9 protein-coding genes and 1 pseudogene are annotated in these 13079 nt (G+C 69.5%); 5 read left to right on the top strand and 5 right to left on the bottom strand.

The annotated features are described in order from the left end of the window. From LK06_RS06905 to LK06_RS06890, 4 genes are all read right to left on the bottom strand, one after another. On the bottom strand, window positions 1–930 hold the full coding sequence (locus tag LK06_RS06905; protein WP_039655998.1) for a branched-chain amino acid ABC transporter permease: 930 nt from the start codon (window positions 928–930) through the stop codon (window positions 1–3). Between the two features lie 110 nt (window positions 931–1040). After that, window positions 1041–2249: a branched-chain amino acid ABC transporter substrate-binding protein gene (locus LK06_RS06900; RefSeq protein ID WP_039656117.1), complete on the bottom strand. Its 1209-nt coding sequence runs from the start codon at window positions 2247–2249 to the stop codon at window positions 1041–1043. 1247 nt (window positions 2250–3496) lie between these two features. Next, entirely contained in the window at window positions 3497–3949 is a 453-nt protein-coding gene (locus LK06_RS06895) for a hotdog fold thioesterase (protein ID WP_052270198.1), read from the bottom strand. A 43-nt stretch (window positions 3950–3992) separates the two neighbouring features. Beyond that, window positions 3993–6323: an FdhF/YdeP family oxidoreductase gene (locus LK06_RS06890; protein ID WP_043432273.1), complete on the bottom strand. Its 2331-nt coding sequence runs from the start codon at window positions 6321–6323 to the stop codon at window positions 3993–3995. Window positions 6324–6591: 268 nt separating this feature from the next. Between LK06_RS06890 and polA the strand changes: the two genes are divergently transcribed. Beyond that, a complete protein-coding gene (gene polA, locus LK06_RS06885; RefSeq protein ID WP_043432276.1) occupies window positions 6592–9318 on the top strand; it encodes a DNA polymerase I in 2727 nt (908 codons plus the stop codon). A 272-nt stretch (window positions 9319–9590) separates the two neighbouring features. Further along, complete coding sequence (locus LK06_RS06880) at window positions 9591–9998, top strand: hypothetical protein (protein WP_039656004.1); 408 nt, start codon at window positions 9591–9593, stop codon at window positions 9996–9998. Here the strand turns inward: LK06_RS06880 and LK06_RS06875 are convergent. Further along, window positions 9907–10516, bottom strand: a pseudogene (locus tag LK06_RS06875) (DUF4184 family protein). The gene LK06_RS06880 and the pseudogene LK06_RS06875 sit on opposite strands and share 92 nt — an antisense overlap. Here LK06_RS06875 and LK06_RS34840 point away from each other — a divergent pair. The 3 genes from LK06_RS34840 to LK06_RS32510 all read left to right on the top strand — a co-directional run bounded on the left by LK06_RS34840 (window position 10496) and on the right by LK06_RS32510 (window position 13064). Next, window positions 10496–10630, top strand: coding sequence for a hypothetical protein (locus tag LK06_RS34840; RefSeq protein ID WP_267886160.1), 135 nt, complete (start codon window positions 10496–10498; stop codon window positions 10628–10630). The pseudogene LK06_RS06875 and the gene LK06_RS34840 sit on opposite strands and share 21 nt — an antisense overlap. Window positions 10631–10831: 201 nt before the next feature. Further along, window positions 10832–12763 (top strand): lytic transglycosylase domain-containing protein, encoded by a 1932-nt coding sequence (locus tag LK06_RS06870; RefSeq protein ID WP_043432278.1) that lies wholly within the window; start codon window positions 10832–10834, stop codon window positions 12761–12763. A 166-nt stretch (window positions 12764–12929) separates the two neighbouring features. After that, entirely contained in the window at window positions 12930–13064 is a 135-nt protein-coding gene (locus LK06_RS32510; protein ID WP_107068027.1) for an SPW_0924 family protein, read from the top strand. The last annotated feature ends 15 nt before the right edge of the window (window positions 13065–13079 follow it).

The following is a 13079-nucleotide window of genomic DNA, read 5'->3' as shown; positions in this document are numbered from 1 at the left end:
TCACGCCCTGTCCGCGACGCGTTCGCCGAGCAGACCTTGTGGTCTGAACAGGAGTACGAGGATGAGGAGGACGAAGGCCCACACCGGGGCCCAGCTGCCGCCGCCGAGCTGGTGCATGCCGGGGATGTTCGCGATGTAGGCGGTGGCCATGGCTTCGGCGAGGCCGAGGACGAGGCCGCCGAGCATGGCGCCGTAGATGTTGCCGATGCCGCCGAGGACGGCTGCGGTGAACGCCTTGAGTCCGGCGAGGAAGCCCATGTCGTAGGAGACGGAGCCGTACTTGAGGCCGTACGCGGTGCCGGCGACCGCCGCGAAGAGACCGCCGATGGCGAAGGCGATGACGATGATGCGGTTGGTGTCGATACCCATGAGCTGGGCGGTGTCCGGGTCCTGCGCGGTGGCCTGCATGGCGCGGCCGGTGCGGGAGAGGCGGACGAAGAAGGCGAGAACCGCCATGCACAGGGGAGCGGCGATGATGAGGAAGACGTCGCCGCTCTGGATGGTGATGGAGCCGACGTGGAAGGGCCCGAAGTGGAGCTGCGGGAAGACCCGGGCGGTCTTTGCGTTCGGGTACAGGTTGAAGACGAGCTGCTGGAGGGCGAGCGACAGGCCGATCGCGGTGATCAGTGGCGCTAGTCGTGGCGCGCCGCGCAGTGGCCGGTAGGCGAAGCGCTCGGCGCCGACGGCGATGAGGACGGCGACCAGTGTGCCGCCGAGGAGCATCGCCGGCAGGGCTATCCACATGGATATGCCGTCCGGCAGGACGAGATAGACCGTGAGTGCGCCGAAGCCTCCGGTCATGAAGATCTCGCCGTGGGCGAAGTTGATGAGCTGGACGATGCCGTACACCATCGTGTATCCGATGGCGATCAGCCCGTACATCGAGCCGAGGAACAGCCCGTTGGCCAGCTGCTGCGGCAGGGTGTTCACCGCATGGCCTCCATGTGGTGGGGAGAGTCAAAAGGGGGGCTAGAAGGTGGGCCGCGCGGTGACGGTGGTCTGCGCCGCGCGGCCCTGGTGGTGCGGAGTGTTCGGCTCGGTTACTTCGGGTTGGCGGTACCGCTCTTGACGGACTTCCACTTGCCGTCGATGACCTGGTAGACGGTCAGCTGCTTGTTGGTGGTGTCGCCGTACTGGTCGAACGAGATCTTGCCGGAGATGCCGTCGAACGAGGTGTTCTGAACGGCGTCGACGACCTTGGCACGGGCGTCGGAGGGGACCTTGCCGTTCTTCACGACCTGGCCGACGGCCTTGATGATGGCGGTGGTGGCGTCGTAGGCGTAGGAGCCGTAGGTGCCGTAGTCGCCGGGGTACTTCTTGGCCTTGTAGGTGGCCACGAAGTCCTTGGCGGCGGGCAGGGTGTCGACCGGGACGCCGATGGAGGTGACCAGGTCGCCCTCGGCGGTCTTGCCCGCGGTCTTGATGTAGGTCGGGGTGAACATGCCGTCGCCGCCGAACAGCGGAATCTTGGCGCCGGCTTCCTTGAGCTGCTTGGTCAGTACCTCGGACTCGTCGTACTGGCCGCCGTAGTAGAGGATGTCGGCGCCCGAGTTCTTGATCTTCGTGACCAAGGTGGAGAAGTCACGGTCGCCGACGTTGACGTGGTCGGTGCCGATGACCTTGCCGCCCTGCTTGACGAACTGCTGCCGGAAGATCTTGGAGAGGCCGGCGCCGTAGGTCTGCTTGTCGTCGACGACGAAGGCCTTCTTCTTCTTGAGGCCGTTGTAGGCGTAGTCCGCGGCGAACGCGCCCTGCAGGGCATCGGTGGTCGCCGTGCGGAAGTACGTCTTGAACGGGCGCTGCTTGGCGGTCTGCCAGTTCTTGCCCTGGGTCAGCTCGGGGGCCGTGTTGGAGGGGGAGATCTCCACCAGGTTGGCCGTGGCGAAGGTCTGCTGCATCTGCGTCGCGACGCCGGAGTTGAGCGGGCCGACCACGCCGAGGACGTTGGAGTCGGAGACCAGCTGGGTGGCGTTCTGCTGGCCGGTGGCGGGAATCGCCTTGTCGTCCAGTGCCTTGATCTTGAAGGTGACGCCCGGAACGGTCTTGTTCTTGTTGGCGTCGTCCACGGCGATCTGTGCGCCGTACTGGATGCCCAGACCCGTTGCGGAGTTCTGGCCGGTCAGCGGCGCGTCGACGCCGATGGTGACCGTTACGTTGCCGCTGTCGCCGCCCTTGCTGTCGTTGTTACGGGAGCCGCAGGCGGTGAGAGTCAAAGCTCCGGTGGTCAGAACGGAGGTAAGAATCACCAGAGAACGCTGTCGCACAATCGATCCTTTCCGCAGGCACGGCCACCCCCTATGAGGGGGCGGCAAGTGTCGCGCCGGTACCGAACTCCCGATGGAGCGGTGACTGGCCGTGACTCTAAGCGGGGGTGGGGAATGTGGAGGAGGGGATGACGAAGGCTGTGACGCTCTTGTTATGACACGAGGTAATGCAGAGCGGTACGCCGTGGGGGGGAACGGCGGAATTCCGGCCGATTCGCCCTGTCCGCATGTTGAGAACCCGCAGGACTCGCCGTGATCAGTTCAGGCGTCTCAAGGGTTTTGGTAATGACGTGTGCTGTTGCCGCAGGCGACTTTCGGGGCTTGTGTGGGGTCCTGCGTGTAGATCGCACCAAAGGGCGAAGTGCGAATCTGTATTGCATGGGCATTACGTAGAGTTACTTCCGTGAAAGGTGGTACGTGTCCGTGGGTGCTTTTCCGCATTCCGCCCCGTGCGTGGTTTTCGTGATCTTGCGGGCGGAAACCGTCTCGCGTCTCCATTCGGAAGGGGGGCTCCCGGGCCGTCCCGGTCGACACGATGCCGAGTCCGGGGGGCCAAGCCGGGGCAGCGCGGTGGCGCGTGGCACCGCGCTGCCCCGTGCGGGGGCTGACCCCACCGCCTTTGCCCGGCAGGAGGGTTGAGGCGGGGGCGACTGTTCGTGCCGGTGGCGCACGGTGCCGGCCGGACGCCGCCGCGGGGGAGCTGTGGGGTCGGCCGGCGGACTCGTGGGTCCGCTGCCAGGAAGGGGTCGGCCGCTGCGTGGTGCTCGTCGGGCCCACGGCCCGATGCGGGCCGATTTCCTTGACGGCCAGTCAAACCAGCGTGGGTGCGCCTTCTTGGGGCCCATGGCGGCCTGCGAAGTGGGGCGCGCCGGTCCGCGGATCCAGTGCTGCCGACCGGGGGCGGCGCGTGACGGACGGGTAGCGGTTGCCGGTGCGTACCCGGCAGGACGGACGCATGACGCTCTTTGGCGGGTGACGCTCCCGGCGCGCGGTGCGCAGTGGCAGACCGTCGGCGCGGAGGCGGAGTCCGCGGGCGGGAGGGCAGGCTGTGCCGGCCGCAACCTGTGGCCGGCGGCCGGCGGCCTCCGGTCGCTCCGCTGGGTAACGGGTCGTGACGGGAGGCGGTGGCGGGCGCCGCAGCCCGGTGAGGCCGCACTGAGCGTGGCGGAGGAGGGAGGCCCACCGGATGAGACTCAGCGGGCGCTGGGCGCCGCCTCTCCCAGGTTCACCTGCTACGCGTCCCGCAACAGGCAGGTCAACCGGGCGCTGCACACCCGGCGACCCTCTTCATCGCTGATCACGATCTCGTACGTCGCGGTCGACCGACCCCGGTGGACGGGCGTGGCCACGCCGGTCACCAGGCCCGAACGGACGCCGCGGTGATGTGTGCAGTTCAGATCCACACCGACCGCGATCTTCTTGCTGCCGCCGTGCAGCATGGAGCCCACCGAGCCCAGCGTCTCCGCCAGCACCGCAGAGGCGCCGCCGTGCAGCAGGCCGTACGGCTGGGTGTTGCCCTCCACCGGCATGGTGCCGACGACCTTCTCCGCCGACGCCTCCAGGATCTGCACACCCATCCGCGTGCCGAGATGGCCTGCCGAGAACAGGGCGGGCAGGTCGACACCGAGCGCCGCGTACTCGTCGATGACCTCCTGTGGGAACTTCACTTGCTGCTGCTCACCCATCGGCCCGGGCTCCGTTCGTCGCGTCTCTTCGCTGAGCAAACGCTCAGTCGGCCGCCGATTGTTCCAGACGGCTCTCCGCTCCGTCCTCGCGGTGCTCTTCGAGGCGCACGACGATCGACTTGCTGGCCGGGGTGTTGCTGGTGTCGGCCGTGGCGTCCAGCGGGACCAGAACGTTCGTCTCGGGGTAGTAGGCCGCGGCGCATCCGCGGGCCGTCGGATACACCACGACCCGGAAGCCGGGTGCCCGGCGCTCGACGCCGTCCTTCCATTCGCTGACCAGATCGACGTACGCCCCCTCGGCGGTCCCGAGTGCCCGCGCGTCCTCCGGGTTGACCAGCACCACCCGGCGACCTCCGGTGATCCCCCGGTACCGGTCGTCGAGACCGTAGATCGTGGTGTTGTACTGGTCGTGCGAGCGCAGTGTCTGCAACAGCAGCCGGCCCTCGGGCAACTCCGGGTACTCCACCGGTGCCGCAGTGAAGTTCGCTCTTCCCGTGGCGGTGGGGAAACGGCGCTCGTCGCGCGGGGCGTGCGGCAGTGCGAAGCCGCCGGGTCGGGCCACGCGCGCGTTGAAGTCCTCGAAACCGGGGACCACGCGCGCGATGCGGTCGCGGATGGCCGCGTAGTCCCGCTCGAACTCCTCCCACGGCACGACCGTGTCGTCGCCGAGCACCCGGCGCGCGAGGCCACACACGATGGCGGGCTCCGACCTGAGGTGCGGGCCCGCCGGGGCGAGACGCCCACGCGAGGCGTGCACCATGCCCATGGAGTCCTCGACCGTCACGAACTGCGCCGTGCTCTTCCCGTTCGGGCCGATCTGCAGATCGCGCTCGGTCCGCCCCAGCGTGGGCAGGATCAGTGCCCGCGCGCCCGTGACGACGTGGGAGCGGTTGAGCTTGGTCGAGACGTGCACGGTCAGCCGTGCGCGTCGCATCGCCGCCTCGGTCACCTCGGTGTCGGGGGAAGCGGAGACGAAGTTGCCGCCCATCGCGAAGAACACCTTCGCGTCGCCGTCGCGCAGTGCGCGGATTGCCCGTACGACGTCGAGGCCATGCTCGCGCGGCGGTGCGAACCCGAACTCCTTCTCCAGCGCGTCCAGGAAGGCCGGCGCGGGCCGCTCGAAAATGCCCATCGTGCGGTCGCCCTGCACGTTCGAGTGACCGCGCACGGGGCACACGCCCGCGCCCGGGCGCCCGATGTTGCCACGCAGCAGCAGGAAGTTGACCACCTCGCGGATGGTCGGGACGGAGTGCTTGTGCTGGGTGAGGCCCATGGCCCAACAGACGACGGTCCGCTTCGAGGCGAGGACCATCGCGAGGGTTTCCTCGATCTCCTTCCGGGTGAGGCCCGTCGCCCGGAGCGTCTCCTCCCAGCCGGCGGAACGGGCGGCCTGCGCGAACTCCTCGAACCCGTGGGTGTGTGCGTGAACGAACTCCTCGTCGACCGCGCCGTCCGTGTCCAGGATCAGCTTGTTGATGAGGCGGAAGAGGGCTTGGTCGCCGCCGATGCGGATCTGCAGGAACAGATCGGTGAGGGCGGCCCCCTGCAGGAGGCCCTGCGGGGTCTGCGGGTTCTTGAAACGCTCCAGGCCCGCCTCGGGCAGCGGGTTGACGCTGATGATCCGTGCGCCGTTCGCCTTGGCCTTCTCCAGTGCGGAGAGCATGCGCGGGTGGTTCGTCCCCGGGTTCTGCCCCGCCACGATGATCAGGTCGGCCTGGTACAGGTCTTCCAGCAGGACGCTGCCCTTGCCGATGCCGATGGTCTCGGACAACGCCGAGCCCGACGACTCATGGCACATGTTCGAGCAGTCCGGCAGGTTGTTCGTCCCCAACTCGCGAGCGAAGAGCTGGTACAGGAACGCGGCCTCATTGCTGGTGCGGCCGGAGGTGTAGAAGACGGCCTCGTCGGGGGAGCCGAGGGCGTTGACCTCCTCCGCGATGATGTCGAAGGCGCGCTCCCAGGTGACCGGTTCGTAGTGATCGCCCCCTTCGGGGAGGTACATGGGATGCGTGAGCCGTCCCTGCTGGCCCAGCCAATAGCCGCTCCGGCCGGCCAGATCCGCAACGGAGCGCGCGGCGAAGAACTCGGGAGTGACCCGGCGCAGGGTGGCCTCCTCGGCCACTGCCTTCGCGCCGTTCTCGCAGAACTCCGCCCGGTGCCGGTGGTCCGGCTCCGGCCAGGCGCAGCCCGGGCAGTCGAAGCCGTCCTTCTGGTTCACGCGCAGTAGCGTCAGCGCCGTGCGTTTCACACCCATCTGCTGCTGGGCGATACGCAGGGTGTGCCCGATGGCCAGCAGCCCGGCGGCCGCGTGCTTCGGCTCCGTGACCTGCGGCGCGTCCTGGACCGGATCACCTTTGGGCGGCTTCGTCGCCATCGCACGCTCTCCTTCGACTGCGTGTGAGAAGTACGCAGACGATCCTCCCACGGGCCGCCGACAACGGTGCCGGGCGGGCCGGGTGGCGGGCGGCGCGCAGCGCCGGGAGCCCGCTGGCACAAGAGGCGCGGTCCGGCCGCGGCCTGTGCCGTCGTGGGGGGAGGCGGTCACCGCTCCCCGGACGGCAGCCCTCCCCGTCGTCGCGAGGGTCGACCCTGGTGGTGCCGTCCGGCCCGGGTTGTCAGTGGCTCGTGGCAGGATCGGGGGCGTGGCAGAAACAGCATCGAAGAAGACCGACAAGACCCCCGGCGGAACCCGTCCCCGGCTGATGCTCATGGACGGGCACTCGCTGGCCTACCGCGCGTTCTTCGCGCTGCCCGCGGAGAACTTCACGACCGCGGCCGGCCAGCCGACCAATGCGATCTACGGCTTCGCGTCGATGCTGGCCAACACCCTCCGTGATGAGGCACCCACGCACTTCGCGGTGGCTTTCGACGTCTCGCGCAAGACCTGGCGCTCGGAGCGGTTCGCGGAGTACAAGGCGAACCGGTCCAAGAGTCCGGACGAGTTCAAGGGGCAGGTCGAGCTGATCGGCGAGCTGCTCGACGCGATGCACGCGCAGCGTTTCGCGGTGGATGGCTTCGAGGCGGACGACATCATCGCCACGCTCGCCACTCAGGCCGAGTCCGAGGGCTTCGACGTACTGATCGTCACGGGCGACCGCGACTCCTTCCAGCTGGTCACCGAGAACACCACTGTGCTCTACCCGACGAAGGGCGTCTCGGAGCTGACCCGCTTCACTCCAGAGAAGGTTTTCGAGAAGTACGGCTTGACGCCCGCCCAGTACCCGGACTTCGCGGCCCTGCGTGGCGACCCGTCGGATAACCTCCCCGGCATCCCCGGCGTCGGCGAGAAGACCGCTGCGAAGTGGATCAACCAGTTCGGCTCCTTCGCGGAACTGGTCGAGCGCGCCGACGAAGTCAAGGGCAAGGCCGGACAGAATCTCCGCGACCACCTGGACGCGGTCAAGCTCAACCGCGTCCTCACCGAGCTGGAGCGTCAGGTCGAGCTGCCGAAGTCGGTCGCCGAACTGGAGCGGGCCGCGTACGACCGCAAGGCCGTCGCGCTCGTCCTGGACACCCTGGAGATCCGCAACCCGTCCCTGCGCGAGCGCCTCTACGCCGTAGACCCCGGTGCGGAGGAGGCCGAGTCCGCACCGGTCGCCTCGGACGGCGTGGAGCTGGACAGCACGATTCTTCGCACGGGCGAGCTGGCCGCCTGGCTCGCCGGGCGTGGTACCGAGCCCCTGGGCGTCACCACTGTCGACACCTGGGCGCTGGGCACCGGCTCGGTCACCGAGGTCGCCCTCGCAGCAGCGGGAGGGCAAGCCGCCTGGTTCGACCCCGCCGCGCTGGACGAGGCCGACGAGAACGCGTTCGCCGCCTGGCTGGCCGACCCCGGCCGGCCGAAGGTGTTGCACGGAGCCAAGAGAGCCATGCGCGTCTTCGCCGAGCACGGCTGGAGCATCGAGGGCGTCACCATGGACACCGCGCTCGCCGCCTACCTGGTCAAACCGGGCCGTCGCTCCTTCGACCTCGACGCACTTTCCCTGGAATACCTGCACCGTGAGCTGGCCCCGGCCGCTGCGGCTGATGGCCAGCTGGCCTTCGGCGTGGACGACGGCGCCGAGGCCGAGGCCCTGATGATCCAGGCCCGTGCCGTGCTCGACCTGGGGGAGGCGTTCGAGGGCCGCCTGCAGGAGGTCGGCGCCGCGGACCTGCTCCGGGACATGGAACTACCCACCTCCGCGCTGCTCGCCCGCATGGAGCGGCACGGCATCGCGGCCGATCGCGCGCACCTCGAAGCGATGGAGCAGATGTTCGCTGGTGCGGTGCAGCAGGCCGTGAAGGAGGCCCACGCCGCGGCCGGCCACGAGTTCAACCTGGGCTCGCCCAAGCAGCTCCAGGAGGTCCTCTTCGGCGAGCTGGCCCTGCCCAGGACCAAGAAGACCAAGACCGGCTACACCACGGACGCCGACGCCCTGGCCTGGCTCGCCACCCAGACCGACAACGAACTGCCGGTGATCATGCTGCGTCATCGTGAGCAGGCGAAGCTCCGCGTCACGGTCGAAGGCCTGATCAAGACCGTCGCCGGGGACGGCCGTATCCACACCACCTTCAACCAGACGGTGGCCGCGACCGGCCGACTCTCCTCCACGGACCCGAACCTGCAGAACATCCCGGTGCGCACGGACGAAGGCCGGGCGATCCGCCGAGGCTTCGTCGTCGGCGAGGGCTTCGAGTCCCTGCTGACAGCCGACTACAGCCAGATCGAGCTGCGCGTGATGGCCCACCTCTCCGAGGACGAGGGCCTGATCGAGGCCTTCACCTCCGGTGAGGACCTGCACACCACGGCGGCCTCCCGGGTGTTCGGCGTCGAACCCACCGCGGTGGACGCGGAGATGCGCCGCAAGATCAAGGCCATGTCGTACGGCCTGGCGTACGGCCTATCGGCGTTCGGTCTGTCCCAGCAGCTAAACATCGAGGCGGCGGAGGCCCGCGCGCTGATGGACGCCTACTTCGAGCGCTTCGGTGGGGTCCGGGACTACCTGCGCCGAGCGGTCGACGAGGCGCGGGCGACGGGGTACACGGCGACGCTCTTCGGGCGCCGCCGCTACCTGCCCGACCTCAATAGTGACAACCGTCAGCGTCGCGAGGCAGCCGAACGCATGGCCCTCAACGCGCCCATCCAGGGCACGGCGGCGGACATCGTCAAGATCGCCATGCTCAAGGTGGACAGCGCGCTTCGGGCGGCGGACCTCAAGTCCCGTCTGCTTCTGCAGGTCCACGATGAAATCGTGTTGGAGGTCGCCCCGAGTGAGCGGGCGGCCGCGGAGGAGATCGTCCGCCGCGAAATGGCCAACGCCGTCCAGCTCCGTGCGCCGCTGGACGTCTCGGTGGGGGTGGGCCCCGATTGGGAGTCGGCTGCGCACTAGCCCGCACCCCCGGTGGACAGAGACGGTTCGGCGGCGGGATCGTGAAGCTCTCCAGCCCGCCCCGCCGCCGTTCCTGCGGGGGCGGGCCATGCCCTTCCGCACCGCGTCGGGGTGTCCCTCGGGCTGCTTCACGTGCGGTGGGTCCCCTGCCCCCACCGCACGGCGGACCGATAGTCGAGCGGCAGAGCCAGGCCGAATCCCCCGAGGGAGCCGTCACTCACGTGGCCCCCGCCAAAACGCCCCCCAGCCCCCGCAGCCGCAACACTGCGGGCATGGGTATACGCATGCTTCACCGCCGGACTTCCGAGGCGGCCCCTCGTGCCTGGGCGCACGCCGCCTCAGGGCAAGCCACGCCCGGCTCGTCGGTTCCGGCCCTCGCGGCCGACGCAAGCACCGCCCGCATTCCGGTCGACCCGGCGAGGACCGCACGCAGGGCCGTCGCCGGCCTGCGACGCGGGTTCGCCGGCCTGACCGCCCGAGTGGGCCATGTCCCGGACTGGCGGCAGTGTGCTGACCTGGCCCGCGGCTATCTCGCCCTCGTGCTCGCCCTGCTCCCGAGGGCGCGTCCCCGCCACACCCTGACGGTGTTCACCGCACCTCTCGTCGAGAAACCGGATGACCCTGGCGGGCACCGGCAGCCCCAGGGCCGGGAGGACCCGGGACAGGACGCCACACCCTGACCCCGGCGGCGTAGAGCAGCAGCCCCGGGGCCAGTCCGGCGCCCGACCCGAAGCGCAGGGTGGCTACCAGCTCCCGCGGCCGCGCCGGGGAGCCCTGGGGCTCCCACCAACTCGCCGTGCGCTGTGCCGCCCCGGCCAGCGCACCCAGTACCGCTGAGACGTACCACCACCCCACCGAGGCAGCCCGCCCGCGCGTGCGGCGTTCCGCAGCACAGCAGACCGGCCAGACGTCCTTGGCGAGTCCGTGGCGGCAACGCCACCGACGACTCCCGGACGAGCAGCCACACACGCGCCAGCGCCCAGGCGATCAGCACATCGACGGTCGTCACACCGGCGAACGAGCGGGTGACCGTGCCGAACCGCGTTCCGCTCGGCAGATTGCTCGCCGTGTAGAAGGTCATGTCGGGGGCGAAGGAGCCTGCCTGCGACGAGCACCCCGGCACCAGCCGGGCTCGGCTGGTCCCGTCGTGGCGGATCGTGGGCAGCAGGGCTGCCGCATGGCTGAGCGCGACCGGCAACAGGACCCGCTGGAGCGGTCGTTGGCCGTGGCACCCGTGTCGGTGATCAGGTTCGTCCAGTACGGGGGACCCACGTACACGGCCTTCCGGCGACGAAGCGTGGCCAACGAGTGAAGACCGGGCGTGAACCATCCCCGCGCAAAGCAAGTTGTCGTAGGGTCACCTGGGTCGTCGTGCTGGGTGCGCGGTCGAACACACATCGCACGCGCGGAAGGACGGAACGGGGGCAACCACAGCACCGGGTCAACCGTCACACCAGAGCGAGGCAGACAGACGGAGACGGACGCACGTGCGTCCACGGGAGGGGTTCACGCTATGGCGGCGCATTTCGGCAGGCGGCTGCGCAAGGGAGCGGCGACCACCGCCGTGGCCGCGGCAGCGGTCGCGGCTCTTTCCGCGTCCCAGGCTCCGGGAGCGACCGGCGAAGGCCACGGAAGACAGACAGCGGCCGGCGCTTCCACACCCATACCCGACGCGGTCCCCGACGGAGACGCCACCGGCAGTTCGCCGTATTACACGGACCTGCCGCCACTGCACAGTCCCGACCCCAGGCCGTCGTCGACGGCCGGCACCCCCGTCTCCCGGGGTGAGGCGGAGGCCGGAATCCCAGCGACGGTCCTCGACGCCTACAAGAAGGCCGAGGCCGAACTGCGCGCCACCAAGCCGGGCTGCAACCTGCCCTGGCAGCTGCTCGCCGCGATCGGCAAGGTCGAGTCGGGCCAGGCCCGTGGTGGCCGGGTCGACGCCGCCGGGACCACGCTGAGCCCGATCCTCGGCCCGCAGCTCGACGGCAACGGTTTCGCCCTCATCCCAGACACTGACCACGGTGCGTACGACGGCAACAGCAGGTACGACCAGGCCGTTGGTCCCATGCAATTCATCCCCTCCACCTGGGCCTGGGCCGGCCGCGACGGCAACGGTGACGGCAGGAAGGACCCCAACAACGTTTACGATGCGGCCCTCGCCGCCGGCCACTACCTGTGTCGCAACAGCCTCGACCTCTCGCACGAGGCTGATCTGCACCGCGCGATCCTCAGCTACAACCACTCGCAGGAATACCTGAACCTGGTCCTGAACTGGTTGGAGTACTACCGCAAGGGCAGCCACGCCGTACCCGACGGAACCGGCTCCGTGCCCTCCCACCGCAGCGACAGCGGTATCCCGCACAGCCGGTCTCCGCAGCCCTCGGACCCGCCGAAGACCCAGCCGAGCCACCCGTCGAAGGCTCCGTCGGAGAATCCGCCGGCGAAGAAGCCGGCCCCCAAGCCCGACAAGCCCAGCGGCGGCAAGGAGAGCCCCGACCCCAAGCCGTCGAAGCCGTCCGTGCCGCCGACGCCCCCGCAGACCCCCACCGACACGGTGGACCAGCTGCAGGACGCAGACACCGCGAAGCTCACCGCCATGGCCGGCGACACCTTCACCGCGCGGATCGGCACCCGCGCCGAGACCAAGGCCGGCAAGCCAGTCGGCAAGGTCAGGATCAGGTTCACCATCACCGGGGACACCAACGCCACCTTCACCGGCGGTGAGACCGTGGCCACCGTCGTCACCGATGCCCAGGGGACCGCGCTCGCCCCGGCGCTCCAGGCGGGTGAGAAGACCGGTGACTTCGAGGTCACCGCGACCGTCGTGGGCCGCTCGGTCAAGAGCGTCGACTACACGGCCACCGTCACCGCACGCGCCGCCGACACCTTGGTCCGCACGGGTGACACCCCGTTGGTCTGCACCCCGGGCGGCGAGTTCGCCGAGCAGATCCAGGTGAAGGCGACGTACAAGGGTGCTGTCGCGGACAAGACCGAGGTCACTGTCACACTGATCAAGTCCGCCGGCGACGACACCCCGGGCGCGGACGGTTCCTCGCAGCCCACCGGCGACGACACCCCGGGCGGGGCCGGTCCTTCGCAGTCCACCGGTGACGACGCGCAGCCTGCGGACGGTGCCACGAGCTCCGCGGGTGGTGCTGCGCAGGCACCGGGCGACACCGCGCCGTCCGGGGACGACGCCACGGAGAACGACAAGGGCCCCTACTTCAAGGATGTCGACGGTAAGGCGGTGCGCACCGTCACCGGCCTGTGGACGGACGACCAGGGTCTGCTGACGTTGCCGAAGCTGTACGCGGACGACACCACCGGCACCTTCTTGCTTCGCATCACCACTCCCGGAGGCGGCACGCTCGTCGTCAAGCTGGAGGTCGCTGCCGGCGACTCCGCGCCGAGCCCGTCCCCGAGCCCCTCCGCGTCATCCTGAGCCACGCACGTCAGTCCGGCAGGGCGCCCTCCCCGTTCCGGCGGGCAGGGCGCCCTCGTTCGTACCTGCACCTCTGTTCTCATCTCGTCCGTCCATTGCTACGGTACCGAACCTGACGGAGCATCAGATCACCAGTCGGTCCCGACCGTCCGCCGGGAGGCCCCGCATGCGCGCCCTGATCGCCACTGCGACCGGTCTCGTCCTCGCAGTCGTCCTGGTCCTCGCGATCAGTGCGACGGGCGCGCCGTCGGGCCGCACGTCCCCCAAGCCGCTGTTGACGACGGTGCCTTCGCACCCGTAGCCGTGCCGTCCGGGA

The organism is Streptomyces pluripotens, assembly GCF_000802245.2.
Classification (GTDB): Bacteria; Actinomycetota; Actinomycetes; order Streptomycetales; family Streptomycetaceae; genus Streptomyces; species Streptomyces pluripotens.
Note: the sequence above shows the minus strand (reverse complement) of the source record. Positions and strands in the feature narration are given on the sequence as shown.